This window comes from Cryobacterium sp. Hb1, assembly GCF_004403585.1.
Lineage (GTDB): Bacteria > Actinomycetota > Actinomycetes > Actinomycetales > Microbacteriaceae > Cryobacterium > Cryobacterium lyxosi.
Map to the genome: position 1 here is coordinate 65,662 of NZ_SOHI01000033.1, position 18,662 is coordinate 84,323.

Consider the following 18,662-nt stretch of genomic DNA (forward strand, 5'->3'; position numbering starts at 1 on the left):
TGTCCTGCTCAAACCCCCAGAATAGGGAATGAGACTTTTAAGCGAATACGGTGCTTTTGTCTAGCATTCAGAGAATTTTGGGCAGATTTTCGTAGTTTTTTATAGACATACCGAGGTTTTAGCGTCTTAGATGCCTCGGCGAGCCATAGGAGACCAGACCGATACAGAGCGTTCTACCTCCGAATTGGTCTACTCGCTGTAAGGGTCCACACTGGAGTTCTCAGGAGGAGACGCCCATGACTGCACCCCCCGCCATCACCCCCCAACCCGACGAGCCCGCCGGCCCCGTCATCGTCTGGTTCCGCGACGATCTGAGGGTCGCCGACCATCCGGCCCTGCACGCCGCTCTGGCCCGTCAACGACCGATCGTGGCCGTGTACGTGTTTGACGACGAATCTCCCGGCGTGCGTCCGCTCGGAGGTGCGGCACGCTGGTGGCTACACCAAAGCTTGCGATCTCTCGCTGCGACCCTCGAAAAGCTCGGCGGGCGCCTCATCCTGCGCCGGGGTGCTGCGGCCGCAATCATCGCCCAGATCGTGCATGACACGGATGCCGCGGCGGTCTTCTGGAATCGCCGCTACGGCGAGGCAGAACGCACGATCGACACCGCGATCAAGGCCGAGCTGCGCGGGCGCGGCGTGGACACCCATAGTTTTGCGGGTTCGCTCCTGTTTGAACCCTGGACGGTTCAGACCGGACAAGGCGGCCCTTACTCGGTTTTCACGCCGTTCTGGCGTTCCTGCACAGCAGGCCCGCCGCCGCGCGCGCCATACCCGGCGCCCACCAGCATTGCCAGCTCGACGGGCGGCAACGCGGCAGACGGCCTCGACTCCGACAACCTGAACGACTGGGGCCTCGAGCCCAGTGCGCCCGACTGGGCCGCCGGGCTGCGCGCCGCCTGGACGCCGGGCGAGGCATCCGCTCAGAAAATGCTCGAGCGCTTTCTCGCCGAAGCGCTCCCTCGCTACGCCGCCGAACGTGACGAACCGGCCCAGAACGCCACGTCGCGCCTGTCACCTTACCTGCGCTGGGGCGAGATCAGCCCGCATCAGGTTTGGGCCGCCACGCAGCAAGCTCAACGTGGACTCTCCGGCCCGGCACTGACGAGCGCGACCCGATTTCTCACCGAGCTCGGCTGGCGCGAGTTCACCTACCACGTGCTCTTTCACGCCCCCGATCTCGCGACGAAGAACCTGCGCCCCGCCTTCGATGCTTTCCCGTGGCCCCCGGTCGACGAGCGTGCACTCGCCGCTTGGAAACAGGGCCGCACCGGCTTTGCGCTCGTCGACGCCGGGATGCGCGAACTGTGGCGCACGGGAAGCATGCATAATCGGGTACGCATGGTTACCGCATCATTCCTGATCAAGAATATGTTGGTCGACTGGCGCGAAGGAGAGCGCTGGTTCTGGGACACCCTGGTCGATGCCGACGCTGCGAGCAACCCCTTCGGCTGGCAGTGGGTGGCCGGCTCCGGAGCGGATGCTGCGCCCTACTTTCGCATCTTCAATCCCAATCTGCAGGCAACCAAGTTCGACCCGCACCAGCAGTACATCCGGGAATACGTGCCCGAGTACGGCACGGATGCCTATCCGGAACCGCTCGTCGACCTCGGCGAAACACGCCGAGCCGCCCTCGCCGCCTACGAGAGGGTCAAGGCCCAATCAGCAAACTAGGCGACCTGAACGGCTGCGGCTGCTGTCTTCTCCGTGGAACCTTTGGTTCGTTTTGCCTCGGGTTTCTCTTCGGACGAGCTGACGTACCACAGGCTCAGCACACACATGATGAGGGAGCCGAGGGCGAGCGGGTTCTGTAGGTAGACCACGAGATAGCCGAGATTGGGAACGAAGGCGGTCATACCGCCGATGACATCAGATCGGGGCACAGTGAACGGGTCGTCCGCATCATTCGCGTCGCCCTTGGTGGTGAGGCTCGTATCGTCATTGACGGCCACGAGTCGGTGCGTGGTGCGATCACCGTGACGCCGAAAGGTGATGACCTGCCCGACTTCATACTGGCCGGCCTCTACGATCACCACGCTCGCCGGCGAAATGGTGGGCGCCATCGACCCGGTGCGCACGACGTAGGCCCGATAAGGCAGCGCGCCCGTCGCGATCAGTGCTACCGGAGTGAGGACGGCAGCCAGCACGAGCAGCAGAATCACGGTGCCTTTGAGTCTCTTCACGGTGCGTCTTTCGCCTGGAAAATGGAATGAAAAATGGCTCGGACGCCGCTACCCGGCAGTGACGTCCGAGCCACTTCATCGAGCCCTACTTGCCCGGCTTCTGTCCGACCTGCGTCGCGACGAGCTGATATGGAAGGCCGTTATGAGCACCTACCGCGTTCGGCGTCTGAGCCGTCTTCACCGGGTAGGAGTTCCAAACTCCGCCGCCCAGCTTCGACTGGCCAGACATCTTTGCCGCATATCCGAAGGTGAAGGAGACAGAGCCGACAGCTGTCGGTGCCAGGTTCGATTCCAGCTTGATCATCTTCGGCACCGGCCAGCATCCGGTTGGCGCGAGAGTCCCACAGCTCGGCTTTTCAATGTCATCCAGGTCATCGCTGAGGTTGGCGGAGTCAAAGAGTGCCTTGCCGTTCGCAGCCACGTGAAACTCGCCATAGGTCCCGAGGTCGTTCAGAGCGTGGAGAGCATCCTTGTCGTTGAACACAACCCAGACGTCTTGAGCGTTCAGACCCGTGTTCACGTAGCGCGACGCAACGGTCTGGGTCGTTCCCGGCAGCAGGTTTGTGTAGGCCAGATTGAGCGAATCGGTACCGGTGCCGTCAGCGCCGGCGATCTTTATCGAGCCGACGGTGCCACTCACTTCACCCTGCGCGGTGTCACTGAAGTACGCACCGGTCGGCCCCAACGCCGCGAGCGCCATGGTCAGCGCCACGGCGACGCCCCCGGCCCCAATGATGGCTTTCTTGCGGTTTAACATAAGTTTCACGTCAGTCTCATCTCAAATTGTCAGTTTTAGAGGCAATAATGAAAGGCTTTCACTATCCCCATCCAGAACCCTAGGGTCGAGCATCTCTCATGTATGCCCCCCATTGGGTATCGCTGACCCCCAATCTGAGGGCCGGGACGTCTGCCGACGGCGGCACTCAAAACGAGCCCGCAACGGATAGAGATAGATTTTTTAGCTTCGTTCGTCGGCATCCACGCCAGAATCAGCGGCAGCCGAGTCGCGCGTCGCCCCGCCCGACTGGCCAGCTCTGTGCCGCTTGCGCACGCTGCCCACGACGCCGGCCACAATCGTGTAGCCCGCGTAGGCGAACAGCAATGAAGCAGCCACCGGAATGAGCCAGGCCCGGTTGGCGCCATTGACCGCATTATTGACGTAGCCAATCAGCGGAACGGAGTACCAGAGCCGGCCTTGAATCTGCCCTTCGAGCACGGCGGACGCATCGGCCGCACCGTTGTTGTCCCCCTTCGTGACGAACGTGCGCTCATTCGCCGTCATATTGATCGCGATGACGCGGTGGGTAACGACGCCGGGTTTTCCCGTCTCCATTTGGTAGGTGATCACGTCACCCAGGGCCACGTCTTCAACTGCAACGGGCCGAACGATGATCAGCGTGCCGGGTGGAAATCCCGGCTCCATCGAGCTGGTGAGCACGGTGAGCGGGATCGACCCAGTGACCTTCGGCACGACGATCAGCACGGCGGCGAGACCGATTACCAAAAGGAATACGGCCAGACTCAATGCGAAACTAATCTGGCGCCACAGGCCAGCGGCCTGCTTGACCGGTTTGGGCAGTGGATGCCGGTCGGCGGGGAGATTCACGCTCACAGCTGCTGGTTTCACCCGACTCCCCTTCGTGAGCGCTCAGTGGTAACGTGCGGCTACGGGGTCTGCGTGAGGATCACGCCGAGATTGGACAAGAGGGCCAGTGCGTTCTTCGCGTCGTCGTCGTCGACGCCATCAAAGCTCTCCAGGAATTCGATCATGACCGTAACGTGGAGCATGTGGTCGCCTTCGCTCAGGTCGAACCGGGTTTGATCGTCGCTGAAGGCGTGGGAGACGTATATTGCGTCGCCGATGTCCACCGACACAGTGGCCGTCTTGTGGAGGAGTTTTTGAAGCGCCTTGCTGGCATCAGAGTTTTCAGAGCTGATCGAGCCGTGGTCGATAGCTAGTCGCGCGTGGAGGTTGTCACCTCGTGCTGTCACGTCGAGGAACGATGTGTACGTGAGGACGTCCCCGGGCACGATCTTATAGTCAGTCATATTGATCTCGGCGCCGTACTGGTCGGTCCAGAAAACAACGTCCTCAGTCTCAACCGTCAGCGTGCCGGCAGTGAGGGGAGCGCCGGCAATGGCCGCAGAGCTATTCCAGAGCGCGAAGGTTCCCGCCCCGCCAAGAAGAAGTGCAATACCAGTAGCGCCGGCGATCGAACCGGTGAGGATCCGCTTCATAAGAAATCTTCCATTCCAAAATCGAGGTGAACCGAGGAGATCTCTCTACCGTTTGCCGCGCGGAGACCTTGGGGAGCGCAAGACGGCACCGGGGTCCCCGCCCGAGGAGGGAACGCCCCTGTCGGCGGGTCCCAAACCTAGGGAAAAGTAGGTCTTGGCGTTCTGCGTCGATGCCGGCGACAGTTGTTCAATCGCCGATTTTTATTTTTGAACGACATTCCGGCCAACCGGAGTCCACGGGGAGAGTCGCGCTCGCACCTGCGATTTCACGCGACTCTCCTTTCGTGGAGCGCCGAGGTCCTAGGGGGTCTGCGTGAGGGTGACGTCGAACTCGGACAGATCGACGCTCCCGGCCTGCGCATCGTCGTCACCTTCGACATCGCTCGGGAAGTGGACCGTGACAGTCACGAGGTACTCCTGAGTCCCGTCCGACGCGTTGACTGCAAAGGGACCGTCCGCGGCGGGGCTCTCCACCGCTACCCCGTCAACATCGGTGGTGAGCGTGGTCGTCACCTTGAGAGCCGCGTTTAGCGCCACGTCCTGTTCGGCGGTGCCGTCGCTGGCCGCGATCGAGCCTTCGGGGACGTTCAGGTTCGCTTGAAGGTTGTCGCCCTGCGCGTTCACAGTCAGTGCGGTGGCATAGGTGAGCGTGTCGCCTGGAACAATGAAGTACTCTGTCGGGTCGATGGGGCCCGCACCGTCACTCCAGGTGCCCTCCGATGCTTCGACCGTCAGCGTGCCAGCGGTGATGGTTGCACCGGCGATCGCCGCGTCGCCATTCCACAGCGCGAAGGTTCCCGCGCCGCCAAGGAGAAGAGCAACGCCGGCAGCGCCAGCGATGGATCCTTTGAGCATTTTGTTCACGATTGTGCCTCTCAATTGTCAGTCCCAAGGTGAGATGATGAATTTTATTCATCATCTATATTCAGAACAATAGAGATGAGAGATTCTCATGTATACCCCCGTTGGGTGGCCAAGCCCCCCCAGACTGGGGGATGGAACGATGGGTCTTCTTTCACGAAAAACGGGCAGACAAGTACTTCACCCCTGTGATGATGCCGGGGTGAAGTACTTGTCTGCCCGTTTTCGCGAACGTCGAATGAGTTAGAAGAAGCGGGCGTACGCTCCGACCGTCAGGAAGGTCGGAAACTCGGGCTCGAGCGCTGAGGTACGCAGCACCGTGAGTGCGTCGTCGAAGCGGTCGGTGGGCGTACGCTCGAGGCCGTCGACGATCTCGTCGAGCACCTCTTCAACCCAGTCAGAGTCGATCCGGCGCCCCTCGGCGGTGACCGAGTTCTCGTGGATCCACTGCCAAAGCTGCGAACGGGAAATTTCCGCCGTAGCGGCGTCTTCCATCAGGTTGTCGATCGCCGCGGCGCCGACCCCACGCAGCCAGGACTCGATATACCGCAGAGAGATGAGTACGTTGCCCCGCACGCCCGCCTCGGTGATCTGGCCGCCGACCGACGCAACGTCCAGCAACTGGGCGGCTGTCACGCTCACATCGGGGCGGGTGCGCTCGAGTTGGTTCGGGCGGTCGCCGAGAACCGTGTCGAACTCGGCCTGAGCGGTCGGGATCAGGTCGGGGTGGGCAACCCAGGAACCGTCGAAACCGTCGGTGGCTTCACGCTTCTTGTCCGCGGCGACCTGGGCGAGAGCCTGATCGGTGACCGCCGGATCGCGGCGGTTGGGGATGAAGGCGCTCATCCCGCCGATGGCGAAGGCTCCGCGACGGTGGCAGGTGGCGACGAGCAATTCGGTGTACGCCCGCATAAAGGGCACTGTCATGGTGATCTGCTTGCGGTCGGGAAAAACAAAGCGGCTGCCCCGGGACCGGAAAGTCTTGATGATGCTGAAGATGTAGTCCCAGCGTCCGGCATTCAGACCGGCGCAGTGGTCGCGCAGTTCGTAGAGAATTTCTTCCATCTCGAAGCCGGCCTGGATCGTTTCGATCAGCACCGTGGCACGGATGGTGCCGTGCTCGATGCCCAAACGCTCCTCGGCGTAGGTGAAGATGTCGTTCCAGAGGCGCGCTTCCTTGTGGCTCTCCAGCTTGGCCAGATAGAAGTACGGGCCGGTACCGTTCTCAATGAGCTTCTGAGCGTTGTGAAAGAAGTACAGCCCGAAGTCGATGAGGCTTCCCGAGGACTTCATACGGCGGTTGGCGCGATCAACGAAGGTGATGTGCTTTTCAACGAGGTGCCAGCCGCGCGGACGCACCACGATGGTCGGCGTCGACTCGTTCGTGACCTCGTACTTCTTACCTTCGGGGCTTGTGAAGCTGAGCTGACCGCGCACCTGATCGAACAGGGTCAGCTGGCCCTCGATCACGTTGGTCCAGGTCGGGCTTGTGGCGTCCTCCTGGTCGGCGAGCCAGACCTTGGCGCTCGAGTTGAGGGCATTGATAGCCATCTTGCGGTCGGTCGGGCCGGTGATCTCCACCCGGCGATCCTCCAGGCCAGGTCCGGCTCCGGCAACGCTCCAGGTCGGGTCCAAACGGATACTTTCGGTTTCGCTGAGAAACCGGGGGTCGCGACCATTCGCGGTATCCACTCGAGTTTGCAGCCGAGCGGCGAGCAGGTCGTGTCGGGTTCCGGCGAAACGCTCGTGTAGCTCGGCGAGAAATTCGAGGGCATCCGGGGTGAGGATCTCGTCGTAGCGGTCTCCGAGCGGGCCAGTGACCTCGAGGTGCGGACGAATCGTGGCGAAGCTGCCGGTGCTCGTCTTCACGGTAGCAGAGCTGACCGCCTGATCGAGGGTGGGATTCGGGGTGTTCATGATCTGGCTCCTTGCGAAAGTAGGTGGTAGTGACAGCGGTCGAGCCATTGGTGCGGTTCGCCCGATCTCAGGTGGCGGGAGGGTGGAGCTGTTCTGCTTCGGCCGAATGAGCGAGTGTAGGGGTGTGCCATCACGATTCGACAGCGGTACTTGCCTGTGCCTTTACTCTGCCCGACCGGGGCCGGGTCAAACCATAATAATTGGGCAGAAGAAACCTTGTTCTTCTGATTGTGGAAACTTTTGCGATCTGCGACACTGACGTTATGGTCCCCGCAGAAGCCCTCGCCGCGCTCTCCTCTCTCAGCAGTGATGAACCGGAACTTGACGCGCTCACGCTGGGGCGTCGTATCCGGGAGCTGCGTACCGCGCGGCGCATGACGCTCGACGCCCTCGCTGCCGCGATCGACCGCGCACCGTCGCAGGTGTCGATGATGGAGAACGGCAAGCGCGAACCGCGTCTCTCCATGCTGCGCACGATCGCCCTCGCCCTCGGCACCACCGTCGAGGATCTGATGCGAACGGATGCCCCCTCCGAGCGTGCTGCCCTGGAAATCTCGGTCGAGCGCGCCCAGCGCGGGCCGGTATTCCAGGCCCTGGGACTCCCCCGCATTCGAGTGAGCAAAGGCCAGAGCGACGAAACACTGCAGACCATCCTGAGCCTGCACAATGAAATCGACCGGCTCAACCGCGAACGCGCGGCGACTCCAGAGGAGGCACGACGGGCCAATTCAGCGCTGCGCCAGATCATGCGTCAGCAGGATAACTACTTTCCCGAGCTGGAGGCGCAGGCCCTCGAGCTGCTTACCGCAGTCGGGCACTCCGGCGGTCCGGTGTCGCAGCAGCTCGTCGCCGACATGGCCACCCACCTGGGTTTTTCGCTGCACTATGTGAACGATTTACCACACTCCACCCGGTCGGTCACCGACAAGCGCAACGGGCGCATCTACCTACCCACCCAGCATTCGGCATCGCGAGATTCCCGCTCGCCGATCGTGCAGGCCTTCGCAAGCCACCTCTGCGCGCACGAAGAGCCGAAAAATTATGCTGAATTTCTACGCCAACGGGTGGAAACCAACTATCTCACCGCCGCTATCCTGCTGCCAGAGCGGGACGCGGTGCGCATGCTGACCGAGGCCAAAACCCTGCGGCGCATCTCCATGGAAGACCTGCGTGATGCCTTCGCGGTCTCCTACGAGACGGCCGCTCATCGCTTCACCAACCTTGCTACGGCGCGGCTGGACATTCCCGTGCATTTCATGAAGGTGCACGAGTCCGGCACGATCATCAAGGCCTATGAAAACGACAACGTGCGGTTCCCGAGCGACGCACTGGGCGCGGTCGAGGGCACCACTGTCTGCCGCAGCTGGACGGCTCGTACCGTCTTCGACGTCGAAGACCGGTTCAGCGCCTGGTATCAATACACGGACATGCCAGCTGGCAGCTTCTGGTGTACCTCCCGCATCGAGAAAGCCAAAGAGGGCGAGTACTCGGTGAGCGTTGGCGTGCCGTTCGCTCACGTGAAATGGTTTCGAGGTAGGGAGACGGCGAACCGCGCCGTTTCCCTTTGCCCCGACGAATCCTGCTGCCGCCGCGCTCCCGACAATCTGGCCGTTCGCTGGGCCGGCCAATCCTGGCCGGCCGCACGCACCCCGACGAGCCTGCTTGCCGCGCTGCCCACCGGCACCTTTCCCGGCGTCGACCAGACCGAGGTGTACGAATTTCTTGAGGCGCACTCACCGCACTAATCTGCCCACGGAACCTACGGATGCCCATCCGCGCTCACTCAACAAACCGGTACGTCGTCGGTAATACTTTTCGATACCATTACTATGACGTAACTAAGCGCTCTGTAAATAGTGGCCTTGTTGCGGCACCACGCACCAGAGATTGTCGGTTGGGCTTGTCCTACGCGTCGCCGCTCGTCTCGACCTACTGAAATGCGAGCCGACAATGTGTGACGCTCGCAGTGTGTTGCGTCATCTCAACCGTGCCGTGCACGCGGGAATCCCGTCGGTGAAGCCATGGACGAACGAGCCGCACGATCAGGTTGAATCTCCCCCGCCGGCCGAAACGACCGCGCCCATGCCATCACACTGGTTTCGCTCCGCAGCGCTGCTCGATGTGCGCGGGCTTCAGGTTTCGTCGGCGGCGCACGTGAACGCACGGCGTTTGGTGCACGGCATCTCGCTCTCCATCACCTGCGGCGAGGTCATCGGGCTGGTTGGCGATGCGTCTTCTGGAGCCCTCGAAGTCGCGCAGAGCATCGCCGGTGTACTTCCTGCCCCGGCGAGTATCCGATCCGGATCGATTCTGTACAACGGCGTCGAACTGGTCGGACTGCCGCCACGATCTTTCTCTCGGCTGCACGACACCAAAATCGCGTACCTGCCGCGCAGCCCACGGGACAGCCTCGACTCGAATATGACGGTGGGAACCCAGCTCGCCGCACTGCTGCGTTCCCGCGGAGGTCTGTCGAAACCGGCCGCCTACGAACGGTCGCTGGATCTGCTGGGCCAGGCCGGTGTCGAAAATCCGGAACATACTTTTACCGCCTACGCGCGCGATGTGTCGGCGGTCCTGGCACGGCGCGTGCACATTGCCCATGCCCTCGCCGGCAGCCCGAATCTGCTGGTGGCCGACGACCCGACCGACTCCCTGAACGCATCTGACAGCTTCGACATTCTTGAGCTCTTGAGCAAGTTGCAGCGCAAACACAAGTTGACGATGATCATCGTGACACGCTCGGTGCACGTGGCGGCCCAGATCTGCCATCGTGTTGCTGTGGTGCGTACCGGTGCGATTGTTGAATACGCGTCGGTCGCCGACCTGTGTGGCTCCCCCAAGCATCCGTACACCCGCGCGATGCTCCACGCGTCCGAGAATGAGTCACTGGGGTGCACCGCCTTGTGATTGGGCGCCTGGAAGAAGCTTCGTGCTGAAAACGGATGCCCCGCACAGCACCCTCGTGCAGGCCCGCCACCACGGTCTCGCCCGGTGGGAGACCCACTCGGCGACGTGAGGAATCCACTTGCCGGGTACCGCTCTAGCGCCTGCCCGGGCGTCGGTTTGATCGATCGCCCGTTCCGCGTGGCTCGGTGAATTCAAGATTATATTTCGAATGATGTGCGATATCGTCACGATAGGGCACCGCCGCACGTACCGTCTCCTCGGTTTTTCGAAAGGACCACATGTCTATCCGTGAACTCCGCAACTTCGTCAACGGGGACTACACGTCGTCCTCGGCCAGTGAACAATTGAATATCATCAACCCGGCCACCGAGGAGGTGTTTGCGCGCACCCCCATCTCGACCGAGGGCGACGTAGCCGGTGTCTACAAAGCCGCCGCCACCGCATTCGAAACCTGGGGCCAGACCACCCCGAGCGAACGCCAGCTCGCTCTACTGGGGTTCGCGAACGCGCTCGAGTCGCGGGCCGAGGAACTCGCCGACGCCGAGTGCGAGAACACCGGCAAGCCGCGCGCCGGCATCGTGGGCGACGAGATCGAGGTCATGATCGACCAGGTGCGCTTCTTTGCCGGGGCGGCCCGCCTGCTCGAAGGCAAAGCCGCCGGCGAGTACATGAAAGACCACACGTCGTTTGTGCGGCGCGAGCCGATCGGCGTCGTCGGCCAGGTCACTCCGTGGAATTACCCGATGATGATGGCCATCTGGAAGATCGCTCCGGCCCTCGCCGCCGGCAATACCGTTGTGCTCAAACCGAGCGATTCGACCCCGGTTTCCACCCTGATGCTGGCCGAGATTGCCTCCGAATTTCTGCCTGCCGGTACCTTCAACGTCGTTACCGGAAACCGCGACACGGGTCGCGCCCTTGTCGCCAACCCCACACCGCAGCTCGTCTCGATCACCGGTTCGGTGCGCGCCGGCATGGAGGTCGCCGGCACCGCCGCCCTCGATCTCAAGCGAGTACACCTCGAGCTCGGTGGCAAAGCGCCCGTCATCGTGTTCAACGACGCCGATATTCAGCAGGCCGTTGAGGGTATCGCAGCCGCCGCGTTTTACAACGGCGGCCAGGACTGCACCGCGGCTACCCGCGTGCTCGTGCAGGAGGGCATCCACGACGAGTTCGTGGCCGCACTCGCGGCCTACGCCAAGGACAACGCCCGCACGGGCGCCCCGCGCGATGACGGCATCCTGTTCGGTGCCCTTTCGAGTGCCGAGCAGCTCGCTCGGGTCGAGGGTGTCATCTCCCGTCTGCCCGACCACGCCACCCTCGCACTCGGCGGCCACCGACAGGGCACCACGGGCTACTTTCACGAAGCCACGATCGTCGCCGACCTGCTTCAAAGCGACGAGGCCGTGCAGAACGAGATCTTCGGCCCGGTCATCACCGCGCAGAAGTTCAGTGATGAAGCCCAGGCGCTGGCCTGGGCCAACGACGTGGAATACGGCCTCGCCTCATCGGTGTGGACTTCGAACCACGGTGTCGCGATGCGCATGGCCAAGAACCTTGACTTCGGCTGTGTCTGGATCAACACGCACATCCCCCTCGTGGCGGAGATGCCGCACGGCGGCTTCAAACACTCCGGCTATGGCAAGGACCTCTCCCTGTACGGCCTTGAGGACTACACCCGTATCAAGCACGTCATGAGCTACATCGGCTAGCGACATCCGTTAACAGAAGCAGGGCCCGTCCGAAGACGAGCCCTGCTTCTTGCTCTAGCGAATGCTGAGATTCTTTGAGCCTTAGATGCTATTGACGTCGAGCTGGATGCCAGGACCGAAGGTGGTCGAGACGACGCCCTTCGTGATGTAACGGCCCTTGGATGAGCTCGGCTTGAGACGGACAACTTCTTCGAGCGCGGCGGAGATGTTCTCATTCAGCTGCTCGACCGAGAAAGAGGCCTTGCCGACGACGAAGTGCACGTTGGAGTGCTTGTCGACGCGGAATTCGATCTTTCCGCCCTTGATGTCGGAAACGGCCTTGGCGACGTCGGGCGTCACGGTTCCGGTCTTCGGGTTGGGCATGAGACCACGCGGGCCGAGCACCTTTCCGAGACGACCGACCTTACCCATGAGCTCGGGGGTGGAGACGGCCGAGTCGAACGAGGTGTAGCCGGCGGCTACCTTCTCGATGAGCTCGTCGCCACCGACCTCGTCGGCGCCGGCTGCGATAGCGGCTTCGGCGGCAGGGCCGGTTGCGAAGACGATGACGCGGGCGGTGCGGCCGGTGCCGTGCGGGAGGATGACGGTTCCACGAACCATCTGGTCGGCCTTGCGAGGATCGACGCCGAGGCGGAGGGCGACCTCAACCGTGGAGTTGAACTTTGCGGAGCCGGTCTCCTTGGCGAGGGCTACGGCCTCGGCCGGGGTGAAGACGTTGTCTTCGCCGATTTTGGCGGCGGAGGCGCGGTACGCCTTTGACTTGGTTGCCATGTGAAATCTCCTGTATGTACTTCAGAGTGTGGTGCGAGCCTGGCAGGCTCTTCCACTAATTGCTAAGGGTGCACAGGCGCCATGAGGCGCTGATGTGGGGTGTGCTTACGCGCTGACCGTGATGCCCATGGAGCGGGCGGTTCCGGCGATGATCTTCGCGGCGGCGTCGATGTCGTTGGCGTTGAGGTCAACCATCTTCGCTTCAGCAATCTCGCGGACCTGGGCCTGAGTGAGGTTGGCAACCTTGACGGTGTGCGGGGTACCGCTGCCCTTGGCGACGCCGGCGGCCTTCTTGATGAGCTCCGCTGCGGGCGGGGTCTTCAGGATGAACGTGAATGAGCGGTCGTCATAGACGGTGATCTCGACGGGGATGACGTTGCCGCGCTGAGCTTCGGTCGCCGCGTTATAGGCCTTGCAGAACTCCATGATGTTAACGCCGTGCTGACCCAGTGCCGGCCCAATGGGCGGTGCGGGGTTGGCTGCGCCGGCCTTGATCTGAAGTTTGATCAGACCTGTAACCTTCTTCTTCGGTGCCATTGTGTTGTCCTTCGTATTGATGTGCGAGCAGCCCGAGGGCCGCTCTCCCGGTGGCCCGGATGGGCCCCGGTGGTTTTGGGAAACCAGCGTGGATGACCCTGGCGGGGCATCCGTTCTGATTGATTAGAGCTTGGTGACCTGGTCGAAGCTGAGCTCGACCGGGGTCTCACGTTCGAACAGGGAGACGAGCACGATGAGCTTGCCGCTCTCCGGCTTGATCTCGCTGATCGAACCGGGCAGGCCCGCGAACGAACCTTCCTTGATCGTGATGGTTTCGCCGATTTCGTAGTCGACCTCGGCCGCGATGACGCGCTGCGCCGACTTTCCGGGGGCGCCGCCAGCCTTGGCCGGGGCTTCGACAATCTCAACGAGTCCCTTGAGCATGCCGAAGGCCTCTTCGAAGCGCAGCGGCGTGGGGTTGTGGGCGTTGCCGACGAAGCCGGTCACACCGGGGGTGTGGCGAACAACCGACCAGCTGTCCTCGTCGAGGTCCATACGCACGAGCACGTAGCCCGGGATGCGCACACGGGTGACCATTTTGCGCTGGCCGTTCTTGATCTCGACGACGTCTTCCATGGGAACTTCGCACTGGTAGATGAAGTCTTCCATCGCCATGGACTGCTTACGGTTTTCAATGTTCGACTTGACCCGACGTTCGAATCCGGCGTAGGAGTGAATGACGTACCACTTGCCCGGCAGAAAACGAAGTTCCTTGCGGAAGGCTTCATACGGGTCGATCGAGGCGTCGGCATCCGCTTCGGTCTCGACGCCAGCGTCGGCCGTGACGAGGTCGTCTTCGTCTTCGTCTTCGACGGCTTCGACGGAGGCCTCGGCTTCTTCGGCCGAATCGATGTCGAGGGCGTCATCGACGATGGCATCAGCTTCGGGATCGGGGGATTCAGCGAGGGCGTCGAGTGCGGCATCGAGGTTGACCTCGACATCGTCGCTTTCGCCGACGACGTGCAAGGCCGCCTGCTCGGCAGCTTCTACGGAGTCTTCGTCGGCGGCAAGGGTGTTGCCCTCTTGTGCCTCGTCTTCTTCAGAGGACTGCTCGGCGGCAGTGGCCCAGTCGACATCGTCGTGCTTCGTCTCAGTCACTAAATCTCAATCCCTAATTTGTTCTACGTGTGCAAGTTGTCTGGACACGTTTCCATGCCGGTAATGCAGGCGTTCCGCCAAAGCGGATGCCGGTGGGGCTCTCTTAACCCGGCGTTCCGAACACGTAGAGAACGGCAAGTCCGAAGACCCAGTCGAAAGCCGAGACGATAGCCATCATGATAATCACGAAGACGAGTACGACACCGGTGTAGTTCAGCAACTCTTTACGAGTCGGAGTGACGACCTTGCGCAACTCGGCGAAAACCTGCTTGATAAACAGGGACAACCGAGCGAATGGACCGCGATTGGACTCGCGGGCAATTCGGGCGTTCGCGACGACTTCCTCACTAGGTTCGTCGACAACTTTTCGGGCCACCTGTTTCACCTCTCATGATCGGAAGAATTCTACCGATGTGCAGGGCGGACAGGACTCGAACCTGCAACCTGCGGTTTTGGAGACCGCTGCTCTACCAATTGAGCCACCACCCTATGGAAGCGAACTCGCAAAGCCGCCTGGACTTCAACCAAGTAGAAACACGTGGAAAAAGGCGCAGAAAAGCATGGCGGAATTCAACTACCGGAACCAGTCTAGGTCACGGACCGGCCACTGTAAAGCTGAGGCGAACAAGCCCAAGGGGCGAACCACTGCTTCCCCGTCAGCTTGGCACACGAACCCTTGAGCGCGCACCTTCCGAAGAAGTGAGTCTTCATCGATTGATCCAGTTCCACCCGACCCGCCGGGTTTTATTTTCTCAGGTGAACGTAGAGCCAGCAGCTGGGATCACGGAGCATCGAGGCGGCCGATCAGCTTGTGCATCGCGGTCATGGCCCCGCCGAGCACAGCCGGGATACCGCCGCCGGGGTGCACCGACGCGCCCACCCGCCACAGCCACGGACGTGCGCGGCTCGTGTAGCCGGGGCGGTGGAACGGCCCACTCTGCCAGAGCGGGTGGGTGGCGCCGTACAGTGCTCCGCCAGTGGAACCCCAGCCGCCGAAGTAGTGCGGGTCGAGCACGACATGGTCGCGGAACAGCTCACTGATCGGCCGGTCCAGGCCCACGGCGGCGCTCACCCGAGCCACCTCACGCGTCACCCACGGGCTGTCGAGGTCGTAGTGGCGACCATCGGCGGGCGCGGTGAGGAGTACGGCCACGGTGGCCCGGTCGTTGGGGTAGACCTCGTGCGGGCGATAGTAGTTCAGGAATGCCATCGTCTGCTCCGGCACGAGTCCGGCATCGAGGCTGCGGTGCAGGGCGGCCGGGTCGTCGGGCAGCACGACAGAATGCGTGGCCGTGCCCTCCGGCAGCGACGTCTCGAGTGCCGCATAGATGGCCACCCCCGAGCACGAGCGCGCCCGCGCCCGTGCAGGTGGCGCGCCGAGCAGGCCGTCGAGCACCACGCTGTCGAGCCCGCTCACGATCACGTCGGCCGGGTACGTCGCCGATGCCGTCGTCACGAAACCTTTCGCCACGGACGTGACGGGCTCGCCGGTGTGCACATTGGCACCGGCGTGCAGGGCCAGCCGGTGCAATGCGAGTGGGAGCTCGTTCACTCCGCCCTCGGGAACCCAGACGCCGTCCCTGGCCATAATGGCCGGCATACTCGCGTACAGGGCGAGAGTCTGCCGGGGAGAGACGCCCGCGTTGAGGGTGTGGATGGCGATGACCTCCCGCAGGCCATCGGGCATCCAGCTCAGGCCGTCAAGAAAGCTGCGCGTGGTCAGTCGGGTGCCATACAGGCGAAACACGCTGCGCACGGCCGGCAGCGACGCCGGATCCAGCGGGTCGGCGGTGAGCATGCTCGTGAGCTGGGGCCCAAGGCCACCGTGTTCTCGTTCGAAACGGGTCCAGGCCGCGTACCAGGGATGCCCGGCCGGCACCGGCAGGGTGACTGCTTCTCCCCGGTAGAAGTACCGGCCCACTTCGGGCAGCCTGTGCAGCGTGACCCCGGCCACCGCTGCGGCCTCCGAGGGAGCAGACCGGCGGGCACCGAGCGCGTCGTAGCGAGCGAGCAGTTCCTCCCAGACCGGGGGGAACGTGACCAGCGCCGGTCCGGTGTCCACGCGCTGCCCGTCAATCTCGAGGCGCCTGCTCTTGCCGCCGATCCAGTCGGATCCCTCCAGTACGGTCACCGAATGGCCGGCGCGGGCCAACAGTGCGGCGGCCGTGAGCCCGCCGATGCCCGCACCGAGCACGACTATGCGCCGCGGGGATGTATTCAAGCGTGGTCGGGTCATGGATAGCCTCCCAGCAACATGGCTGCCACGATTTGGGCCCCCGCTACGGAACCGGCAACGTAGGGGAACACGATCGAGTATCGATACAGTCGGCGGGCCGTTGCCGGTGTGGGGCTGCGCCCCAGCGAAATTACCAGCCAGCCGGCGATGAGGGCATTCACCGCGGCGACCGGCCAACTGATCAGCGCGAATCCCACGGTTGACAGGGCCCACCACACGCCGCTCCACACCGTAGCGCCGCGCGCACCGAGATGGACGGCAGTGGTCTGAATTCCGGCGGCGCGGTCCTCGTCGATATCCTGCACCGCGTCGTAGGTGTGCTTGGCCACGCTCCACGCCATCAGCCCGATAGCCGCCGACCAGACCGGCGACGTGCCGAGGGCCAGGGGTACGAAGATCAGCGGGAAGGCGTAGGCGGCGTTGCTGAGCGAGTCAAGGTAGCGCCGGGCCTTGAAACGCAGCGGAGGTGCCGAGTAGAAGATGAAGATCACCGTGTACGCGGCAATCCAGGCGAGCGCGGCCGCCGGCAGCGTGATGAAAAAATATGCCAGGAACGGCGCGTTGGTCAGCACGACCGCGAGCACAATACTGCGAGTTTCCGAGCCGAGGATACGAGCCCCCTCGAGGCCGCCCTTGCGGTCGTTCCGGGCATCCGTTTCCTGGTCGAAGATATCGTTCACGCCGTAGATCAGCAGGTTGAATGGCAGGGTCGCCCAGAGCAGCAGCGGAACGATGTCCCAGCGCCACAAATCCCCGATCAACCACATGCCGATGACGGTCGTTCCGACGGTGTTGACCCACAGCACCGGCCGAGAGATCTGAACCAGGCGGGTGATCATTTGATCACTCTATTCCTGCGGGTGACACAATTTTTACGGGCATCTCATGGGTCAGCCGGCGCGCGGCAGATCTTCGTCACCGCAGCTGGCACGAAGGCTGGCTCGGCCGGGGGCGTTGCTAGCTCGCGCGCGGGTCGGGTGGCTAAACTCAACACGTGGATCACGAACTCAAGCGAATTTCAACTCGGATCGGTTCTATTGCCGAGTCAGCGACCCTCAAGGTTGACGGTAAGGCCAAGGCGCTGCAGGCGGCAGGAAGGCCGGTGATCAGCTTCGCGGCGGGGGAACCCGATTTTCAGACTCCCGAGCACATCGTGGAGGCGGCGCTGACCGCCGTGCGCGACCCGAGGAACTATCGATACACCCCAGCGGCTGGTCTGCCTGAGCTGCGCGAGGCCATCGCGGCCAAGACACTGCGTGACAGCAGCCTGGCGGTCTCGCCGAACCAGGTCGTCGTCACCAACGGTGGCAAGCAGGCTGTTTACCAGGCCTTCGCGACCCTGCTCGATCCCGGTGACGAGGTCATCGTGCCGACCCCGTATTGGACCACTTACCCCGAAGCGATCCGCCTCGCCGGTGGCGTGCAGGTCGACGTCTTCGCCGGCAGTGACCAGGGCTACCTCGTGACCGTCGAGCAGCTCGAAGCCGCACGCACCCCGCGAACCAAGGTGCTGCTGTTCGTTTCACCGTCCAACCCCACCGGTGCCGTCTATTCTCTGGAGCAGACCCGCGCCATCGGTCAGTGGGCCGAAGACAACGGCCTCTGGGTCATCTCCGATGAGATCTATCAGAACCTCACGTACGACGGGGTTCGTGCCGTGTCGATTGTCGAGGCCGTTCCGGCGCTCGCCGACCGTACCATTCTGGTCAACGGTGTCGCCAAAACGTATGCGATGACCGGCTGGCGACTCGGCTGGATGGTCGGCCCCGCCGACGCCATGAAGGCGGCAGCAAACCTGCAGTCCCACCTCTCTTCGAACGTGTCGAACATCTCGCAGCGCGCGGGAATCGCAGCGCTGAACGGCCCGCAGGACGCCGCCGAGTCCATGCGGGTCGCTTTTGACCGCCGCCGCAAGTTGATCATCGCCGAGCTGAACCAGATCCCCGGCGTCGTGACGCCCACCCCGCAGGGCGCTTTCTACGTCTACCCCGACGTGACCGGCCTGCTCGGCCGTCAATGGGGCGGGGTGACCCCAACGACGTCGCTCGAACTGGCCGACCTCATTCTCGATCAGGCCGAGGTGGCCGCAGTTCCCGGTGAAGCTTTCGGGCCGAGTGGATTCCTGCGCATGTCATATGCCCTCGGTGATGACGTCCTGCTCGAGGGTGTGCAACGCCTGCAGCGCCTGTTCGCCTAGTAC

17 protein-coding genes and 1 tRNA gene are annotated in these 18,662 nt (G+C 62.9%); 5 read left to right on the plus strand and 13 right to left on the minus strand.

Annotated elements, in window-relative coordinates:
• Positions 1-236 precede the first annotated feature (236 nt).
• On the plus strand, positions 237-1,673 hold the full coding sequence (locus E3T38_RS14560; protein ID WP_134548850.1) for a deoxyribodipyrimidine photo-lyase: 1,437 nt from the start codon (positions 237-239) through the stop codon (positions 1,671-1,673).
• Here the strand turns inward: E3T38_RS14560 and E3T38_RS14565 are convergent.
• The 6 genes from E3T38_RS14565 to aceB form a co-directional block, all read right to left on the minus strand.
• A complete protein-coding gene (locus E3T38_RS14565; protein ID WP_134548851.1) occupies positions 1,670-2,182 on the minus strand; it encodes a signal peptidase I in 513 nt (170 codons plus the stop codon). The two genes, E3T38_RS14560 and E3T38_RS14565, sit on opposite strands and share 4 nt — an antisense overlap.
• Positions 2,183-2,267: 85 nt before the next feature.
• A complete protein-coding gene (locus tag E3T38_RS14570; RefSeq protein ID WP_134548852.1) occupies positions 2,268-2,948 on the minus strand; it encodes a hypothetical protein in 681 nt (226 codons plus the stop codon).
• 192 nt (positions 2,949-3,140) lie between these two features.
• On the minus strand, positions 3,141-3,809 hold the full coding sequence (locus E3T38_RS14575; protein ID WP_134548853.1) for a signal peptidase I: 669 nt from the start codon (positions 3,807-3,809) through the stop codon (positions 3,141-3,143).
• A gap of 38 nt (positions 3,810-3,847) precedes the next feature.
• Entirely contained in the window at positions 3,848-4,420 is a 573-nt protein-coding gene (locus tag E3T38_RS14580; RefSeq protein ID WP_134548854.1) for an alternate-type signal peptide domain-containing protein, read from the minus strand.
• A gap of 300 nt (positions 4,421-4,720) precedes the next feature.
• The gene (locus tag E3T38_RS14585; RefSeq protein ID WP_241984501.1) at positions 4,721-5,275 is read right to left on the minus strand and encodes an alternate-type signal peptide domain-containing protein; all 555 of its coding nucleotides are present in this window, start codon (positions 5,273-5,275) and stop codon (positions 4,721-4,723) included.
• A 249-nt stretch (positions 5,276-5,524) separates the two neighbouring features.
• Positions 5,525-7,198 (minus strand): malate synthase A, encoded by a 1,674-nt coding sequence (gene aceB, locus E3T38_RS14590; RefSeq protein ID WP_134548856.1) that lies wholly within the window; start codon positions 7,196-7,198, stop codon positions 5,525-5,527.
• Between the two features lie 263 nt (positions 7,199-7,461).
• Here aceB and E3T38_RS14595 point away from each other — a divergent pair, with 263 nt between their 5' ends.
• From E3T38_RS14595 to E3T38_RS14605, 3 genes are all read left to right on the plus strand, one after another.
• A complete protein-coding gene (locus E3T38_RS14595) occupies positions 7,462-8,943 on the plus strand; it encodes a helix-turn-helix transcriptional regulator (RefSeq protein ID WP_104196844.1) in 1,482 nt (493 codons plus the stop codon).
• Positions 8,944-9,280: 337 nt separating this feature from the next.
• Complete coding sequence (locus E3T38_RS14600; protein ID WP_166805532.1) at positions 9,281-10,108, plus strand: ATP-binding cassette domain-containing protein; 828 nt, start codon at positions 9,281-9,283, stop codon at positions 10,106-10,108.
• A gap of 278 nt (positions 10,109-10,386) precedes the next feature.
• A complete protein-coding gene (locus E3T38_RS14605) occupies positions 10,387-11,820 on the plus strand; it encodes a gamma-aminobutyraldehyde dehydrogenase (RefSeq protein WP_134548858.1) in 1,434 nt (477 codons plus the stop codon).
• Positions 11,821-11,901: 81 nt separating this feature from the next.
• Here E3T38_RS14605 and rplA read toward each other — a convergent pair whose 3' ends face one another.
• The 7 genes from rplA to E3T38_RS14640 all read right to left on the minus strand — a co-directional run bounded on the left by rplA (position 11,902) and on the right by E3T38_RS14640 (position 17,301).
• Complete coding sequence (gene rplA, locus E3T38_RS14610) at positions 11,902-12,591, minus strand: 50S ribosomal protein L1 (RefSeq protein ID WP_104192468.1); 690 nt, start codon at positions 12,589-12,591, stop codon at positions 11,902-11,904.
• Positions 12,592-12,696: 105 nt separating this feature from the next.
• Positions 12,697-13,128: a 50S ribosomal protein L11 gene (gene rplK, locus E3T38_RS14615; RefSeq protein WP_092106326.1), complete on the minus strand. Its 432-nt coding sequence runs from the start codon at positions 13,126-13,128 to the stop codon at positions 12,697-12,699.
• Between the two features lie 123 nt (positions 13,129-13,251).
• Entirely contained in the window at positions 13,252-14,226 is a 975-nt protein-coding gene (gene nusG / locus E3T38_RS14620) for a transcription termination/antitermination protein NusG (protein WP_134548859.1), read from the minus strand.
• A gap of 103 nt (positions 14,227-14,329) precedes the next feature.
• A complete protein-coding gene (gene secE / locus E3T38_RS14625) occupies positions 14,330-14,602 on the minus strand; it encodes a preprotein translocase subunit SecE (protein ID WP_104200344.1) in 273 nt (90 codons plus the stop codon).
• A 40-nt stretch (positions 14,603-14,642) separates the two neighbouring features.
• Positions 14,643-14,715: transfer RNA gene (locus E3T38_RS14630), tRNA-Trp, on the minus strand.
• A 292-nt stretch (positions 14,716-15,007) separates the two neighbouring features.
• On the minus strand, positions 15,008-16,462 hold the full coding sequence (locus E3T38_RS14635) for an NAD(P)/FAD-dependent oxidoreductase (RefSeq protein WP_134548860.1): 1,455 nt from the start codon (positions 16,460-16,462) through the stop codon (positions 15,008-15,010).
• Positions 16,459-17,301 carry a UbiA family prenyltransferase gene (locus E3T38_RS14640; RefSeq protein ID WP_134548861.1) on the minus strand — a complete coding sequence of 281 codons (843 nt, stop codon included), beginning with the start codon at positions 17,299-17,301 and terminating at the stop codon, positions 16,459-16,461. The genes E3T38_RS14635 and E3T38_RS14640 overlap by 4 nt, the downstream gene beginning before the upstream one ends.
• Positions 17,302-17,456: 155 nt before the next feature.
• On the opposite strand from E3T38_RS14640, the gene E3T38_RS14645 reads away from it, so the two are divergent.
• On the plus strand, positions 17,457-18,659 hold the full coding sequence (locus tag E3T38_RS14645) for a pyridoxal phosphate-dependent aminotransferase (RefSeq protein ID WP_134548862.1): 1,203 nt from the start codon (positions 17,457-17,459) through the stop codon (positions 18,657-18,659).
• Positions 18,660-18,662 lie beyond the last annotated feature (3 nt).